Annotated in this window: 13 protein-coding genes; 8 read left to right on the top strand and 5 right to left on the bottom strand. The window is 68.1% G+C overall.

Annotated features, from left to right (window positions below):
- Nucleotides 1–288: 288 nt before the first annotated feature.
- Both DELCS14_RS21165 and tsaD read left to right on the top strand, forming a co-directional pair.
- Nucleotides 289–1,986, top strand: a complete 1,698-nt coding sequence (locus tag DELCS14_RS21165; RefSeq protein WP_013803469.1) for an EAL domain-containing protein — start codon at nt 289–291, stop codon at nt 1,984–1,986.
- Between the two features lie 90 nt (nt 1,987–2,076).
- Nucleotides 2,077–3,117: a tRNA (adenosine(37)-N6)-threonylcarbamoyltransferase complex transferase subunit TsaD gene (gene tsaD, locus DELCS14_RS21160; protein ID WP_012204300.1), complete on the top strand. Its 1,041-nt coding sequence runs from the start codon at nt 2,077–2,079 to the stop codon at nt 3,115–3,117.
- A gap of 180 nt (nt 3,118–3,297) precedes the next feature.
- Here tsaD and DELCS14_RS21155 read toward each other — a convergent pair whose 3' ends face one another.
- Complete coding sequence (locus DELCS14_RS21155; protein WP_013803468.1) at nt 3,298–3,678, bottom strand: Hsp20 family protein; 381 nt, start codon at nt 3,676–3,678, stop codon at nt 3,298–3,300.
- Nucleotides 3,679–3,776: 98 nt separating this feature from the next.
- Here DELCS14_RS21155 and DELCS14_RS21150 point away from each other — a divergent pair, with 98 nt between their 5' ends.
- The gene (locus DELCS14_RS21150) at nt 3,777–5,087 is read left to right on the top strand and encodes a branched-chain amino acid ABC transporter substrate-binding protein (protein WP_013803467.1); all 1,311 of its coding nucleotides are present in this window, start codon (nt 3,777–3,779) and stop codon (nt 5,085–5,087) included.
- Between the two features lie 27 nt (nt 5,088–5,114).
- Here DELCS14_RS21150 and mltB read toward each other — a convergent pair whose 3' ends face one another.
- From mltB to DELCS14_RS21130, 4 genes are read right to left on the bottom strand one after another with little or no spacing between them, the layout of a single operon-like run.
- A complete protein-coding gene (gene mltB / locus DELCS14_RS21145) occupies nt 5,115–6,293 on the bottom strand; it encodes a lytic murein transglycosylase B (RefSeq protein WP_013803466.1) in 1,179 nt (392 codons plus the stop codon).
- Nucleotides 6,290–8,494 carry a DUF3488 and transglutaminase-like domain-containing protein gene (locus DELCS14_RS21140; RefSeq protein ID WP_013803465.1) on the bottom strand — a complete coding sequence of 735 codons (2,205 nt, stop codon included), beginning with the start codon at nt 8,492–8,494 and terminating at the stop codon, nt 6,290–6,292. Before DELCS14_RS21140 ends, mltB begins: the two co-directional genes overlap by 4 nt.
- Entirely contained in the window at nt 8,491–9,525 is a 1,035-nt protein-coding gene (locus DELCS14_RS21135) for a DUF58 domain-containing protein (protein ID WP_013803464.1), read from the bottom strand. The genes DELCS14_RS21140 and DELCS14_RS21135 overlap by 4 nt, the downstream gene beginning before the upstream one ends.
- A complete protein-coding gene (locus DELCS14_RS21130) occupies nt 9,525–10,445 on the bottom strand; it encodes an AAA family ATPase (protein ID WP_013803463.1) in 921 nt (306 codons plus the stop codon). Before DELCS14_RS21130 ends, DELCS14_RS21135 begins: the two co-directional genes overlap by 1 nt.
- Nucleotides 10,446–10,535: 90 nt before the next feature.
- On the opposite strand from DELCS14_RS21130, the gene DELCS14_RS21125 reads away from it, so the two are divergent.
- From DELCS14_RS21125 to DELCS14_RS21105, 5 genes are all read left to right on the top strand, one after another.
- Nucleotides 10,536–11,441, top strand: coding sequence for a histone deacetylase family protein (locus tag DELCS14_RS21125; RefSeq protein WP_049801441.1), 906 nt, complete (start codon nt 10,536–10,538; stop codon nt 11,439–11,441).
- Nucleotides 11,442–11,458: 17 nt separating this feature from the next.
- Complete coding sequence (locus DELCS14_RS21120) at nt 11,459–12,268, top strand: enoyl-CoA hydratase (RefSeq protein WP_013803462.1); 810 nt, start codon at nt 11,459–11,461, stop codon at nt 12,266–12,268.
- Nucleotides 12,269–12,360: 92 nt separating this feature from the next.
- On the top strand, nt 12,361–13,650 hold the full coding sequence (locus DELCS14_RS21115) for a mechanosensitive ion channel domain-containing protein (protein WP_013803461.1): 1,290 nt from the start codon (nt 12,361–12,363) through the stop codon (nt 13,648–13,650).
- Between the two features lie 209 nt (nt 13,651–13,859).
- Complete coding sequence (locus DELCS14_RS21110) at nt 13,860–14,609, top strand: electron transfer flavoprotein subunit beta/FixA family protein (protein ID WP_012204310.1); 750 nt, start codon at nt 13,860–13,862, stop codon at nt 14,607–14,609.
- Nucleotides 14,610–14,622: 13 nt separating this feature from the next.
- Nucleotides 14,623–15,555, top strand: a complete 933-nt coding sequence (locus tag DELCS14_RS21105) for an electron transfer flavoprotein subunit alpha/FixB family protein (protein ID WP_013803459.1) — start codon at nt 14,623–14,625, stop codon at nt 15,553–15,555.
- Nucleotides 15,556–15,562: the final 7 nt, after the last annotated feature.

The raw sequence follows: 15,562 nt of genomic DNA, 5'->3' as shown, positions 1-15,562 counted from the left end.
TGCAAGGGACCTGGATGCAATTCCCATGCCGGGGGGCGTCGCGCGGTGCTTGCATGGGCACGGGATCGATGATTTGATAGAATTTTTTTAATGATTTGAAATTTTCGATACACAAACTGACGTGTAAGCGTGTCGAATGTTTGCAAAGCGAATGGGGCGGTTTTTCAAGAAAAGCCCCGTTCATCCGGCGCACATGGCAACGCAGACCACGGCATTGGGCTGCGCAATGCGGCAGTGAGGCTGAATCGGCATGAGTTTGAAATATCACGAGAAGATCGGTTTTTCCCCATGCATTCGCTGTTCATGACCGATGGGGTGTCCCGGTGGATGCCTGCGCGCTGGCGCGGCCCGACATTTGCGTGCTGGCTGGCTTCGCTGCTGCCCTGCATGGCGCAGGGTCAGGTGCCTGCGGCTGCCCCCGATGGCGTCGCGTCGGCGCAATTGGCCGATGAGGGCGTCTGGTTCGCTGGATGGCATGCCCTCGGCCCGTGGGGTGCCGGTGCGTTCGTGGCGTTCCTGCTGGTGTGCTCGGTGCTCTACATCCGCATGCGCTGCAAGGCGCAGCGCCTGACGCAGTCGCTCAAGCAGAGCAATGAGAAATTGCTGCGCGCCAATGTGAAGCTCAAGCGCATCGCCTTCCGAGACCCGTTGACCGGTACGGCCAACCGGGCGCTGTTCGAATACCGGCTGGGCCGCACGATTGCGCGCGCCGACAGCTCGGTGGAGCAGCCGGGGCCCTGCGGGCCGGTGCGCGTGGGCCTGCTGTACATCGACCTGGATGGATTCAAGCCCATCAACGATGTGGAAGGCCATGCCGCCGGTGATGCGCTGCTGTGCCAGGTGGCCGTGCGCCTGGGCCATATGACGCGCAAATCGGACACGCTGGCGCGCGTGGGTGGCGACGAGTTCGTGCTGCTGCTGGGCTGCCTGGCTTCGGTGGACGACGCCGTGGCCATGGCAGGCCGCGTGCAGAAGGCCTTGAGCCAGCCGTTCGACCTGCCAGGAAAAGCGGTCTCCATCAGCAGCTCCATCGGCGTGGCCATCTATCCCGACCATGGCAAGAAGGAAAAGCTCATGGCGGCGGCCGATGCCGCCATGTACACGGCCAAGCGTGCCGGCGGGAACACCTACGCCATCTTCAAGGAAAGCATGCGCCAGGGCGTGGCCGCGCAGTTCGACCTGCAGCAGGCCCTGCGCCGCGCCGTGGCCAGCCAGCAGCTGGTGCTGTTCTATCAGCCCAAGATCGATACCCGCACGGGCCGCATCCGCAGCGTGGAGGCGCTGGCGCGCTGGAACCACCCGCAGTTCGGCCTGATCAGTCCCCGCGTGTTCATCCCGCTGGCCGAGCGCTTCGGCCTGATCAGCGAGATCGGCGACTGGGTCATCGACGAGGCCTGCCGCCAGACCGCGCAATGGGCGCGCGAGCGGCGCTTCATGCGGGTGTCCATCAATATCTCGGGCTACCAGCTCTTTCAGACGCGGCTGGCGCAGTTCATCGCCGAGGCGATCGCAAGGCACCACATCCGGCCCGAGCAACTGGTCTTCGAGATCACCGAGTCCGTGGCCATGGAGGACGACAAGACCACCATGGCCGTGATTGCCGAACTCACGGGCATGGGCGTGCAGATCTCCATCGACGACTTCGGCACCGGCTACTCCAGCCTGGCCCTGCTGCGCCAGCTGTGCGCCGACGAGGTGAAGATCGACCGCAGCTTTGTGCGCGACGTGGCCCTCAAGAGCGATGCGCGGGCGGTGGTCGATGCCATCGTGCGCCTGGCCCATGCGCTGGAGCTGCGCGTGGTGGCCGAAGGCGTGACCAACCAGCAGCAGCGCGAAGTGCTGCAGGCGCTGGGCTGCGACGAGCTGCAGGGCTTTTACTTTGCCCGCCCCATGGATGCCCAGGCACTGATCGCCAGTGAAATCTGGACCTCCGACGGCTTCGAGCCCGTGCGGTTCTCGCGCTCTTCCTACATAGACAACCTGTAGCGGAGCGCCGGCCGTGCAACTGCCCGCCTGCCAGGGGCCATTGATGCCTGTGGAAGTGCGCCGCGCCCGCAGGTTCTACACTTCAGCCCCATGAGTTTGCTGATTCTGGGGATCGAATCCTCCTGCGATGAAACCGGCGTGGCCCTGGTCGAGGCCCCCGATGGCACGGGCGTGCCCACGCTGCTGTCCCATGCGCTGCACAGCCAGATCGACATGCACCGCGCCTACGGCGGCGTGGTGCCCGAGCTGGCCAGCCGCGACCACATCCGCCGCGTGCTGCCGCTGACCGAAAACGTGCTGGGCGAGTCCGGCCGCTCGCTGGACCAGGTCGATGTGATCGCCTTCACGCGCGGCCCCGGCCTGGCCGGCGCGCTGCTGGTGGGCGCGGGCGTGGCCTGCGCCATGGCTGCGGCATTGAACAAGCCCGTGCTGGGCGTGCACCACCTGGAAGGCCATCTGCTGTCGCCCTTCCTGAGCGCCGATCCCCCCGAATTCCCCTTCGTGGCCCTGCTGGTCTCGGGCGGCCACACGCAGCTGATGCGCGTGGATGGCGTGGGCAGCTACGCCATCCTGGGCGAGACCATCGATGACGCGGCCGGCGAGGCCTTCGACAAATCGGCCAAGCTCATGGGCCTGCCCTATCCGGGCGGTCCCGTGCTCTCGCGCCTGGCCGAAGGCGGCGATGCCCAGGCCTTCAAGCTGCCCCGGCCGCTGCTGCATTCGGGCGACCTGGACTTCTCCTTCGCCGGCCTGAAGACGGCCGTGCTGACCCAGGCGAAGAAGCTGGGCGATGACCTGGAGGCGCGCAAGGCCGATCTGGCCGCCAGCACGCAGGCGGCCATCGTCGAGGTGCTGGTCAAGAAGACCCTGGCCGCGCTGCAGCAGACCGGCATGAAGCGCGTGGTCGTGGCCGGCGGCGTGGGTGCCAACCGGCTGCTGCGCTCCCAGCTGGATGCGGCCTGCGCCAAGCGCAAGCTGCGCGTGCACTACCCCGAGCTGCACCTGTGCACCGACAACGGCGCCATGATCGCCATGGCCGCCGCCATGCGCCTGCAGGCGGGCCGGGAAGTGGCCAACCGGCACTACGCCTTCGACGTCAAGCCGCGCTGGCCGCTCGATTCGCTGGCCTGATTCTTCGGCCGCCTCTGCCTTCCCCATCGCCGTGCTGTGCGGCGGGGCACCTGTGATGCGCAGCCTGCGCACAAAAAAAGCCCGGCATGTGCCGGGCTTTGAAAACGGGCTGTCACCTTGCTAAGAGGAGGGAAGAAAGGATTGGTTGACAGCCCGGGTGCACAAACTCGCTGACCGGATTTACTGGATGCTCAGCGTGGTGGCCTTGCTCTGCGGCTCCAGGCGGGCCAGGGACAGCGTGAGCACGCCGTTTTCCAGTTTTGCGCTGCTGGCGGCAGTGTCGATCTCATGGTCCAGCTCCCAGGCGCGCTGCACCTGGCGGGGCGCACCCCCGACGCTGGACAGACGGACCACGGCGCCCTCGATGCTCAGCTGCAGCTGCTCGCGGGACAGGCCGGGCACATCCAGCTGCAGCGTCGTGGCCTTTTCATCGCGCTGCACCTGCACCGACGAGGGGGAGGGGGCGGCGTTGCCCAGGGTGCCTTGCAGGAAGCGCTGCAGGGCCAGATCGGCGGCTTGGGGGTTGAAGGCGTTGCGGCGGAGAACAGGCGAGAAGATCATGGTGAAGTGGCTCCTATAAACTGCGCGGCTTCATCGAAGTTGTCGCCGCATGGAGCGTAGTTGAGCGGCGTTGAACGCATTTCAAGAGGGAAAAAGCCATGAATAAATTGCGCCGCAAGGTCTTGAAAAGCGGTGCCATGGCGCTATTTGCGGCGCTCGCGCTGGCGGCCCTGGCCGCAAACGAACGCGGACAGCCCGTGCCCCTGCCGCGCGGCGAGCCCATACGGCTGGCGCTGATCGAAAGCCTGTCCGGCCCCTTTGCCAATACGGGCGAGGCCGTGTTCCGCAACCTGCTGTGGGCCACCGAGCGCGTGAATGCGCGCGGCGGTGTGCCACTGCCGGCCGCACAGGGCGGCGCCCGGCCCCTGGCCATCGAACGCCATGACAGCAAGGGCCAGAACGAGGAGGCGCTGTCCGCGCTGCGCGCAGCCATCGACGGCGGTGCGCGCGTGGTCATGCAGGGCAATTCATCGGCCGTGGCCGCCGTGCTGGTCGATGCCATTGCCAAGCACAACGAGCGCGATCCGGCCCGGCGCGTGCTGTACCTGAACTACTCGGCCGTCGATCCCGCGCTCACCAACGAGCGCTGCAGCTTCTGGCACTTTCGCTTCGACGCCCATGCCGACATGCGCATGGCCGCGCTGATGCAGGTGATGCGCGAGGACGCGGCCGTGCGCAGCGCCTACCTGATCGGGCAGGACTACAGCTTTGGCCAGGCCGTGCTGCGCGAGGCACGGCGCCAGCTGGCCGCGCAGCGGCCCGATGTGGCCATCGTGGGCGACGAGCTGCACCCCGTGGGGCGCGTCAAGGACTTTGCGCCCTATGCCGCCAAGATCAAGGCCAGCGGCGCCCAGGCCGTGATCACAGGCAACTGGGGCAACGATCTGATGCTGCTGGTCAAGGCCGCGCGGGAGGCGGGTTTTGACGGCCGCTTCTACACCTTCTACGGCAATGCGCTGGGTGCACCCGCCGCTTTAGGCGAGGCCGGCGTGGGCAAGGTGCTGGCCGTGGCCGACTGGCTGCCCAACGTGCCGGGGCCCGACAGCCAGGCCTTCTACAAGGCATTCCGCGAGCGCTTTCCCAGGCCTGCCGATGACTATGTGCACATGCGCATGCAGCTGATGATCGAGGCCCTGGCCCAGTCCATGGCGCGTGCGGGCAGCACCGACACGGTGGCCGTGGCGCAGGCGCTGGAAGGCGCCGAGGTGGCGCTGGCCGGGCGCAAGGGCCGCATGCGCGCGGCCGACCACCAGTTCCAGCAGGCGCTGGTGGTCGGCGTCATGGACAGGCAGGGCGCGCCCGGCGTGCCCTTCGATGTGGAGGGCTCGGGCTACGGCTTCCGCGTGGTGCGAGAGATCGAGGCGGCGCGTGCCGAGCAGCCTGCGATGTGCCGCATGCGCCGGCCCTGACCGCCTCGACGGTTTGGATGGCCCGGATCAGCGGCCCATGGCTGCCGCGACTTCCTGGCCCAGTTCGATCACGGACAGCGCGTAGTAGCTGGACCAGTTGTAGCGCGTGATGGCATAGAAGTTCTCCGTGCCCGCGATGTACAGCGGCTGGCCCTGCGCGCCGTTTTCCAGCTTGACCAGGGCCAGCGGCCCTTGATGCGCCGCGCCGCTGCCCGGCAGCTGTACGCCGCGCGCAGCCATCTCGTCGGCCGTGAACTGGGGCAGGATGTCGGGCGCCAGCAGGGCGGCCAGGTCGGCGCCCTGGGCCTGCATGATCACAGGGTAGTGGGTGGGCATGCCGCTTTTCCAGCCATGCGCGACAAAGTAGTTGGCCACCGAGCCGATGGCGTCGGCCGCGCTGCCGAACAGGTCGATGCGGTCGTCGCCGTCGAAGTCCACCGCCCACTTCACCCAGCTGCTGGGCATGAACTGGCCCATGCCCATGGCGCCCGCGTAGCTGCCGCGCAGCGAGAACGGGTCCGTTGCGGCGCGGTGCGTGAAGCGCAGGAACTGCTCCAGCTCGCCGCGGAAGTACTCGGTGCGTGCCTGCGCGCGGGGGTGGGCTGCGGGGAAGTCGAAGCTCAGCGTGGCCAGGGCGTCGATCACGCGGAAGTTGCCCATCTGCTGGCCGTAGATGGTCTCCACGCCGATGATGCCGACGATGATTTCGGCCGGCACGCCGTACTGCTTTTCGGCACGCGCCAGCGCGGCGGCATTGGCCTGCCAGAAACGGGTTCCGGCGCGTATGCGCACGGGCTCGACAAAGCGGCTGCGGTAGACGCCCCAGTTCTTGGCCGTGCCCTGGGCAGCCGGCGTCATCAGGCGGGGAACCTGGGGCAGAAAGCGCGCCTGGGCAATGGTGTCGCGCACCCAGTCCACCGGCAGGTCGTGGCGCATCGCAATGTCGGCGGCCATCTGCATGGCATCAGGCCGTTCTCCGTAGGGGGTGCTGCCCTGCACGGTCCTGGCCACGGCGGCGCCGCCTGCCGCCGTGGCGGCGGCAGCAGCGGCCGTGCGCTTTTTCGTGGAAGGTTTGGCCGTGGACTTGGCGGCAGTCTTGGCTGCGCCGGTCTGGGCGGGCGCCGGCTTGCTGGCCAGCGCGCCGCAGGGCAGGGCGGCGGCCGCAAGCAGCAGCAGGGCGGAGGGGATCAGTCGTTGCTTGGTCATGGTGTGCTTGTCGTGGGGCCGGCAGCGGCGGCTTGTGGCCGTGGCTGCGGATTGCGTGGCCAGTCCAGCGCCCGCCATTGGCGTCGCAGGGCGGGCAGGCCGGGGGTGTCGGGTGCGGATTTGGGTGCGGACTGGGGTGCGGATCGGGGGACGGATTGGGGGACGGTTTGGGGGACGGTTTGGGGGGGGCGTGCGTAGCGCTGGCGCTCCATGTCCAAAAGCCAGTCGCGCAGGGCCTTGGCGGCCGTGGCGTCGTCCTGGCCCCAGCGGTCCATGACCTGGGCTGCCAGCGCGCGTGGGGGCAGGCTGGCATCGGCATCCAGGCCGATGCGGCGCAGCCGGGCGCGGGTCCTGTCCATCAGGCGCAGCCATTCATCGCGGCTGCTGCGCTGGGCGCGGGCCATCCAGGCCAGCCAGGCCAGCGCGGCCACGCCGGCCAGCGCGCCCAGCAGGCGCAGCATGTCCACCCACGATGGCGACTGCACGCCCAGGTTCTTGAGCAGGTCCAGCTGGCGGCTTTGCGTGTAGTTCAGCACCCACTGGTTCCAGCCGTTGTTGACGGCCTCCCACACGGCGCGCATCTGCTGCAGCATGCCCACGCCCACGAAGTTGCCTACGGCGCCCGCAATGGCACCCTGGGGCGCGCGCAGGCGCTGGAACTCGCCCACGCGCGACGGGGCCACGGCGCCGGTGGGGTCGATGCGCACCCAGCCCTCGTCCTCCAGCCAGACCTCGGTCCAGGCGTGGGCGTCGGCGTTGCGCACCGTCCAGTAGCCATCGACAGGGTTGCGCTCGCCGCCCTGGTAGCCGGTGACGATGCGGGCAGGCACGCCCATGCCGCGCATCAGCACGGCGAAGGCGGAGGCGATGTGCTCGCAGAATCCCTCTTTGCTGTCGAACCAGAAGTCATCGGCCGTGTGCACGCTGTCCACCACGCCGGGCTCCAGCGTGTAGGTGTAGCCGCCCGTGCGCAGGCGCGCCAGCGCGGCCTGTACCCAGGCGCGGGGCGGGGCGTCGGCCAGTTGCGGGTCGGCGCGCATCTGGCGGGCCAGCTCCAGCGTGCGCGGGTTGCTGCCTTCGGGCAGCTGGGTGTAGCGGCGCAGGGCGCGGGTGGGCTGCCGCGGCCCGTAGCTGAACTGCACATGGCTTTGGGCGCTGATGCGCACCACGTCGGTGATGGGGCGCCAGGCCAGCCATTGCAGCTGGGGCGTCATGCGGGCGCTGCCCATGCCCGGGGGCAGCTCGGGAGCCCTGGCCGCGGCGTCCAGCAGGGGCAGCCAGGGGCGGCGGCTGGGCTCGATGGTCATCTGATAGCTCACGCCCTCGCCGGAGACGCGCAACTGCGCGTCCTCCAGAACGGCCTCCGTGTCCATCTGCCATTCCTGTCCGTCAAAGCGCGACAGAACGGGCCCCCGGAAATACAGGGTGTTGGCAGGCGGAGGAGCACCATCGGGCGTATCGAAGCGCAGGCGCAGGGCCACGTTTTCGTCCAGCACCAGCGAGGCCATGGAGCCCACGCGCATGTTTTCCGACAGGCCGCTGCGGCCGGCCAGGTCGTTGCTGGGCACACCCCACAGCGGCGCCATGCGCGGGAAGAACAGGAACAGCGCCACCATGACCGGCGTACCCCACAGCGCCAGCAGCGCTGCCGTGCGCAGCGCCTGTGTCAGCGGCGGGCGGCCGGCGGTCATGTGGGCATTGACCAGGGCCGTGAGCAGGCCCAGCAGGCCCAGCACCATGGCCAGGGCCAGCAGCAGGGACTGCGAGTAGAAGAAGTTGGCCAGCAGCGCGAAGAAGCCCAGGAAGAACACCACCATGGCATCGCGCCGGGCGCGCAGCTCCAGCGTCTTGAGCGCCAGCAGCAGCACGATCAGGGTCACGCCCGCATCGCGCCCGATAAAGGTGCCGTGCGAGACCCAGGTGGCGCCCACGGCCAGCAGCAGCAATCCACCCAGCACCCAGCGGCCGGGCAGGGGCTGGCCGCGCCAGGCCAGCATGCCGCGCCACAGCAGCAGGCCGGCCACGAAGACCATGGTCCACCATGGCGTGTGGGCGGCCTGGGGCATCAGCACCCAGGCGACCACGGCCAGCAGGAACAGGGTGTCGCGCGCATCGCGCGGCAGGGCGGCCAGGCGCTGGCGCCAGGGGGCCGCGGGCTGCGCAATGGCTTGGAAGGAGGAGGGCATGGACGTGCGATTCATGGGCAGGCCGCCAGGGCTTCCAGGCAGAGCGTGGCGTGGGCCGCGCCCTGGTCAGGGGCGATCTCGCGGCCGTCGGGCAGGCGCAGGCCCCAGGTCAGGTCCTGCTGGCGCGCGACCAGCACCCAGGCGGTCAGGCGGCTGAGGCGGGCCTCGGGGTCGGCCAGGCCGGTGGCCTTGGCGTCCAGCCACAGGCGGTGCTGCTGGGACAGCGGGCGGTCGCGGCTCACCAGCTGGTCACTGCCCGTGGCAAAGGCCTGGGCGGCCTTTTTCCAGACCACCAGCTTGAGCGCATCACCGCGCCGGTAGGCACGCACGCCATCGAACTCGTCGCCGTGGCGCGTGGAGGCCGCGCTGCGGCCGCCGGCATCGGCACTGGCCGCAGGCAGGGGCGGGGGATTGTGTTCGGGCGCCGGGTAGATCCAGGCCTGGGTCTGCGCGCGCCACAGCGCCCAGACGCGGAAGGTGCCCAGCGGGTAGCGCGTGGCCGCCGTGATCGTGGGCAGCGATTGCAGGCCCCTGCGCAGTGGCGTGAAAGCCAGTTGCGCCGTGGTGCTGCCCTGTGCCGGGACATCGATCCACGTCCAGTCGGTGGCCGCTGCATCGCCCTGCACGGCAAGGCCTATGCCCCAACGCGTGCTGCGGCGTGCGTTGTGCAGCACCACGTCGAAGCGGCAGGGCCGGCCGGCAAAGCTGCCGGCCGGCGGCAGCAGGTGCAGCGCCAGGCCGCGCAGATTGCCGTGGCCGACCACCATGCCCGCTGCCGCGCTGCCGGCCAGCAGGAACGTCAGCAGATAACCCAGGTTGAGCTGGTAGTTGATGGCGGCCACCAGCAGCACGCACAGCGTCAGCGCCAGGGCCCAGCCTGCACGCGACGGCATGATGTAGACATTGCGCTGGGTCAGCTTCAGGCTGTCCGTGCGTGGCAGGCGGGCATGCCACCACTGGCGCACGCGCCGCGCGGGAGACCAGCGCTGGCGCAGCGATGCCCCCGGCTGGGGGGCGCCGGGCGAAGACGCGGGGGCGGCCGGCATCAGCGCAGCGCCACGGCGTCCAGCATGGCGCGCACCTGCTCCACGGCGCCCCGGCCAGAAGAGCCTATGGGCACCAGGCGGTGGGCCGCCGTCTGCGGCAGGATGGCCTGCACATCGTCGGGCGCCACGTAGTCGCGCCCCTCCATCAGGGCCACGGCCCGGGCCGCACGCAGCAGCGCAATGCCCGCGCGAGGCGACAGGCCCTGCACGAACCACTGGCCCGAGCGCGTGGCTTCCAGCAGGTCCTGCACATAGTCGAGCAGGGCATCGCTGGCATGCACCTGCAGCACGGCAGCCTGCAGGTCCTGCAGCTCCTGCGTGGTCAGCAGCGGTGCCAGCGCGTCGGCCTGGGCGCGCCGGCCATTGCCGGACAGCAGGGATCGCTCGGCCGCGCGGTCGGGATAGCCCAGGCTGATGCGCATCAGAAAGCGGTCCAGCTGGCTTTCGGGCAGCGGGAAGGTGCCCAGCTGTTCCTGCGGGTTCTGGGTGGCGATCACGAAGAAGGGCTCGGGCAGGCGGTGCGTGCGGCCCTCGGCCGAGACCTGTCGCTCCTCCATGGCTTCGAGCAGGGCGCTCTGCGTCTTGGGGCTGGCGCGGTTGATCTCGTCGGCCAGCAGCACCTGGGCGAAAACGGGGCCCGGGTGGAAGACAAAGGTCTCGCTGGCGCGCTCGTAGATGGACACGCCGGTGAGGTCGCTGGGCATGAGGTCGGCCGTGAACTGCACGCGCGAGAACTGCAGCCCGAAGCTGTGTGCCAGCGCATGCGCCAGCGTGGTCTTGCCCACGCCGGGAACGTCTTCCAGCAGCAGGTGTCCCCCGGCCAGCAGGCAGGCCACACTGTCGCGGACCTGAGCCGGTTTCCCTACAACCACCGTGTTAAGCTGATCCAGAAGCGCCTTGATCTTGTGTGTTGCTTGCATGGCGCGACGTTATCCTAAAAAAAACATCGCGGAGACATCACTGTGGGCAAGACGGGTTATTTCACCCATAGGGAGTGCTGGCGGCATGAGATGGGGCCGGGGCACCCGGAATGCCCGGCCCGGCTCGATGCCATCGAGGACCGGCTGCTGGTGACCGGCGTGGCCGATGCGCTGGAGCGGCACGAGGCTCCCCAGGCCTCGCTGGCCGATATCGAACTGGCCCATGACCGCATGCATGTGGCCGCGCTGCAGGGCCTGACACAGCGCCTGGTCGAGGAGCAGCAGGCCGGCGGCCCCGAGTACTCCCAGATCGACACCGACACCTCCATCAACAGTCATACCTTCTCGGCCGCCCTGCATGCGGCCGGCGCCGCGCTGGCGGCCACCGATGCGGTGATGGCCGGCGAGCTGGAGAACGCCTTTTGCGCCGTGCGCCCTCCGGGCCACCACGCCACGCGACACCAGGCCATGGGCTTTTGCTTCTTCAACAACGTGGCCGTGGGCGTGAAGTACGCGCTCAGCCGCCACCACCTCAAGCGCGTGGCCGTGATCGATTTCGACGTGCACCACGGCAACGGCACGGAGGACATCCTCTCCGGCGACGACCGCGTGCTCATGTGCGGCATCTTCCAGCACCCCTTCTATCCCTTCAGCGGCGACCAGCATCCGGCCGCCAACATGGTCAACGTGCCGGTGGCCGCCTATACCAAGGGCATGGACATCCGCGAAATCGTCGAGATGATGTGGATTCCGCGCCTGGAGGCCTTCAAGCCCGAGCTGATCTTCATCAGCGCCGGCTTCGACGCCCACCGCGAGGACGACATGGGCCAGCTGGGCATGACCGAGCAGGACTTCACCTGGATCACCTCGCGCATCAAGGACATCGCGCGGCGCTTTTCCAAGGGGCGCATCGTCTCCTGCCTGGAAGGCGGCTATGTGATGGGGCCGCTTGCGCGCAGCGTGGAAGCGCACGTGCGTGTGCTGGCCGACCTCTGAACCGGATCTGGAGCACCATGAACGCGAGCACCCATCCTTCTGAAGCCAGCCCCCTGCTCGACGTGCAGCATGATGCGCGCGGCGTCGTGCGGCTCACGCTCAACGACCCGCAGCGCTTCAATGCCCTGGGAGAGCAGATGCTCACGCAGCTGCAGCAGGCGCTGGACGACGTGGCGCGCGACGAGTCCGTGCGCGTGGTCGTGCTGTCTGCGGCCGGCAAGGCCTTTTGCGCCGGACACAACCTCAAGGACATGGCGGCCCATCCGCAGCTGGACTACTACCAGAAGCTGTTCGCCCAGTGCAGCCGCATGATGCTGTCCATCCACCGGCTGCCCGTTCCCGTGATCGCGCGCGTGCACGGCATTGCCACGGCGGCGGGCTGCCAGCTCGTGGCCCAGTGCGATCTGGCCGTTGCTGCGCAGGCGGCACGCTTTGCCACCAGCGGCATCCACTACGGCCTGTTCTGCGCCACCCCCAGCGTGCCGCTGGTGCGCAACGTGCCGGCCAAGCAGGCCATGGAGATGCTGCTCACGGGCGACTTCATCGACGCGCAGCAGGCGCTGGACCAAGGCCTGGTCAACCGCGTGGTGGCCGAGGAGGCGCTGGACGATGCCGTCGAGCACTTCGTGCAGTCCATCGTCAGCAAGCCCCGCGCGGCCGTGGCCATGGGCAAGGCGCTGGTCTACCGGCAGCGCGAGATGGGCATCGAGGCGGCCTACCAACTGGCCGGCCAGACCATGGCCGCCAACATGATGGATGCCGACGCCCAGGAGGGCGCCCAGGCCTTCGCCGCCAAGCGCGAACCGGCCTGGAAGACGGGCCACTGACCGACCTGCATGTAGGTCCCGGTCCGGTCGGCCTGTCCTGGATCTGCGCGATGATGGCGGCCTGCGCCCTTGCGGCGGAACGGCCCTGACCCATGGACATCTTCGACAAGCTCATCAACGACTTCCAAAGCTCCAGCGCCTGGCTGGAGTTCTCCGTGCTCATCGCCTGCCTGCTGCTGGCCTACGGCGCCATGCGCGGCCTGCATGCGCGCTACGGCCATCTGAACGATGGAAAGCCCTCCGTATGGATAGGCCGCCATGCGCTCGATGGCGCCCTGTTCCCGCTGCTGGCGCTGGTGCTGGTCTTCACCAGCCAGGAGATCCTGGCGCGGTTTTCCACGGTGTTCTGGTTGCGCGTGGCCGTGTCGCTGCTGGTGTCCCTGTCGGTGATCCGCTTCGTGGCGCGGGTGCTCAGCCGGACCTTCCCCCACTCCACCGTGGTGCGCCTGATCGAGCGCATTTTTTCCTGGCTGGCCTGGGGCGCGGCCGTGCTGCACAGCATCGGCCTGCTGCCGCAGGTCATGGAGGAGCTGGAGGCCCTGCAGTTCAACATCGGCAAGACGCCGGTCAGCCTGCTCAACCTGATCGAGGGCACGCTGTCGGCGGGCCTGATGATGGTGGCCGTGCTGTGGGTGGCAACGCTGTTCGAGCAGAAGGTCATCAACCAGTGGGTCAGCGACCTGTCCATGCGCAAGGTGGCCATGAACATCACGCGCAGCGTGCTGATCCTGGTGGGGCTGCTGGTGTCGCTGTCCATGGTGGGTGTGGACCTGACGGCGCTGTCCGTCATGGGCGGCGCCATCGGCGTGGGCCTGGGTTTCGGCATGCAGAAGATCGCCTCCAACTACGTCAGCGGCTTTCTGGTGCTGATCGAGCGCGCGCTGCGCATCGGCGACAACGTGCGCGTGGATGGCTTCGAGGGCCGCATCACCGACATCCGCACGCGCTACACCATCATCCGCGCGCTCAACGGCCGCGAATCCATCGTGCCCAACGAGACGCTGATCACCCAGCGTGTGGAGAACCTCACCGGATTCGACGTCAAGTTCGGCCTGTCCACCAACATCGTCGTGGGCATGGACAGCGATGTGGAGCAGGTGCGCGGCATCCTGCTCGATGCCGCAGCCGCGCAGCCGCGCGTGCTCAAGACGCCCGCGCCTTCGGTGGCACTGGTCGACTTTGTCGAGCAGGGTCTGCAGTTCAGTCTCAGCTACTACATCAACGACCCGCAAAATGGCCAGGGCAATGTGCGCTCCGAGGTGAACCTCGCCGTGCTGCGCGGCCTGCGTGCGGCGGGCGTGAGCCTGCCGGTCCCCAAGCAGGTGGTACAGATCACCGAACGCGGGGGCGTGGTGGCTCAGGCAGCAGAGAAAAGCAGCTAGGATTATTCCTAGGTGCATACCCTGAGTTCAGGCTGTTCCCCCGCAGGAAATCTCAATGGTCGTGCTTAAAATGGCACGATCGTTCTTTTTTGTGAGCGCGCATGCGGCCCTCGGCCGTCAGGGAAACCTGCCGCAGCTGCTGCAGCGCCGCATACAATGATTTCGGTTTACGTAAACGTCAATCTATCAATCAATCAGGAGCCGCTGCAATGAAGGTTTTGGTCCCGGTCAAGCGCGTGGTGGACTACAACGTGAAGGTCCGCGTGAAGTCGGACGGCACGGGCGTGGACATCGCCAACGTCAAGATGAGCATGAACCCCTTTGACGAAATCGCCGTCGAAGAAGCCGTTCGCCTCAAGGAAAAGGGCGTGGCCACCGAAGTCATCGCCGTCTCCTGCGGCGTGGCCCAGTGCCAGGAAACCCTGCGCACGGCCATGGCCATCGGTGCCGACCGCGGCATCCTGGTGGAGACCACCGAGGAGCTGCAGCCCCTGGCCGTCGCCAAGCTGCTCAAGGCCCTGGTGGACAAGGAGCAGCCCGGCCTGATCATCCTGGGCAAGCAGGCCATCGACGACGACGCCAACCAGACCGGCCAGATGCTGGCGGCCCTGGCCGACCTGCCGCAAGCCACCTTCGCCTCCAAGGTCGAGGTCGCTGGCGACAAGGTGAATGTCACGCGTGAAGTGGACGGCGGCCTGGAAACCCTGGCCCTGAGCCTGCCGGCCGTCATCACCACCGATCTGCGCCTGAACGAGCCGCGCTACGTCACGCTGCCCAACATCATGAAGGCCAAGAAAAAGCAGCTGGACACGGTCAAGCCTGAAGAGCTGGGCGTTGATGTGGCCCCGCGCCTGAAGACGCTCAAGGTGGCCGAGCCCGCCAAGCGCGGCGCTGGCGTGAAGGTGCCGGACGTTGCCACGCTGGTGTCCAAGCTCAAGAACGAAGCCAAAGTGATCTAAGGAAGACAGCGACATGACATCCCTCGTTATTGCAGAACACGACAACGCTTCCATCAAGAGCGCCACGCTCAACACCGTCACTGCGGCCCTGGCCTGCGGCGGCGACGTGCATGTGCTGGTGGCGGGCGAGAATGCCGGCGCCGCTGCGCAGGCCGCGGCCCAGATCGCTGGCGTGTCCAAGGTCATCCACGCCGACGGCGCCAGCCTGAAGGACGGCCTGGCCGAGAACATCGCGGCTCAGGTGCTGGCAATCGCTTCGAACTACAGCCACATCCTGTTCCCCGCCACCGCCAGCGGCAAGAACGCCGCGCCGCGCGTGGCCGCCAAGCTGGACGTGGCCCAGATCAGCGACATCACCAAGGTGGACAGCGCCGATACCTTCGAGCGTCCCATCTACGCCGGCAACGCCATTGCCACGGTGCAAAGCAGCGACAAGATCAAGGTCATCACCGTGCGCGGCACGGGCTTTGACGCAGCGGCCACCACGGGCGGCAGCGCCCAGGTGGAGCAACTGGCCGCCGCTGGCGACAACGGCAAGAGCAGCTTCGTGGGCCGGGAGGTCACCAAGAACGACCGCCCGGAACTGACGGCCGCCAAGATCATCGTCTCCGGCGGCCGCGCGCTGGGCAGCAGCGAGAAGTTCCAGGAAGTCATCACGCCGCTGGCCGACAAGCTGGGCGCCGCCATCGGCGCTTCGCGCGCCGCGGTGGACGCAGGCTATGCGCCCAACGACCTGCAGGTCGGCCAGACCGGCAAGATCGTCGCGCCGCAGCTGTACATCGCCCTGGGCATCTCGGGCGCCATCCAGCATTTGGCCGGCATGAAGGACTCCAAGGTGATCGTGGCGATCAACAAGGACCCCGAGGCACCGATCTTCTCGGTGGCCGACTACGGCCTGGAGGCCGACCTGTTCCAGGCCGTGCCGGAACTGGTGCAGGCGCTGTAAGCGGCTG

Origin of the sequence: Delftia sp. Cs1-4, assembly GCF_000214395.1 — a bacterium.
GTDB lineage: Bacteria > Pseudomonadota > Gammaproteobacteria > Burkholderiales > Burkholderiaceae_C > Comamonas > Comamonas acidovorans.
The sequence above is the reverse complement of the archived record's forward strand: the minus strand, read 5'-3'. Positions and strand labels throughout refer to the sequence as shown.

Coding starts and splice junctions, on each gene's coding strand:
- DELCS14_RS21165 (WP_013803469.1), top strand. CDS start 289: ATGCATTCGCTGTTCATGACCGATGGGGTGTCCCGGTGGATGCCTGCG.
- tsaD (WP_012204300.1), top strand. CDS start 2,077: ATGAGTTTGCTGATTCTGGGGATCGAATCCTCCTGCGATGAAACCGGC.
- DELCS14_RS21155 (WP_013803468.1), bottom strand. CDS start 3,678: ATGATCTTCTCGCCTGTTCTCCGCCGCAACGCCTTCAACCCCCAAGCC.
- DELCS14_RS21150 (WP_013803467.1), top strand. CDS start 3,777: ATGAATAAATTGCGCCGCAAGGTCTTGAAAAGCGGTGCCATGGCGCTA.
- mltB (WP_013803466.1), bottom strand. CDS start 6,293: ATGACCAAGCAACGACTGATCCCCTCCGCCCTGCTGCTGCTTGCGGCC.
- DELCS14_RS21140 (WP_013803465.1), bottom strand. CDS start 8,494: ATGAATCGCACGTCCATGCCCTCCTCCTTCCAAGCCATTGCGCAGCCC.
- DELCS14_RS21135 (WP_013803464.1), bottom strand. CDS start 9,525: ATGCCGGCCGCCCCCGCGTCTTCGCCCGGCGCCCCCCAGCCGGGGGCA.
- DELCS14_RS21130 (WP_013803463.1), bottom strand. CDS start 10,445: ATGCAAGCAACACACAAGATCAAGGCGCTTCTGGATCAGCTTAACACG.
- DELCS14_RS21125 (WP_049801441.1), top strand. CDS start 10,536: ATGGGGCCGGGGCACCCGGAATGCCCGGCCCGGCTCGATGCCATCGAG.
- DELCS14_RS21120 (WP_013803462.1), top strand. CDS start 11,459: ATGAACGCGAGCACCCATCCTTCTGAAGCCAGCCCCCTGCTCGACGTG.
- DELCS14_RS21115 (WP_013803461.1), top strand. CDS start 12,361: ATGGACATCTTCGACAAGCTCATCAACGACTTCCAAAGCTCCAGCGCC.
- DELCS14_RS21110 (WP_012204310.1), top strand. CDS start 13,860: ATGAAGGTTTTGGTCCCGGTCAAGCGCGTGGTGGACTACAACGTGAAG.
- DELCS14_RS21105 (WP_013803459.1), top strand. CDS start 14,623: ATGACATCCCTCGTTATTGCAGAACACGACAACGCTTCCATCAAGAGC.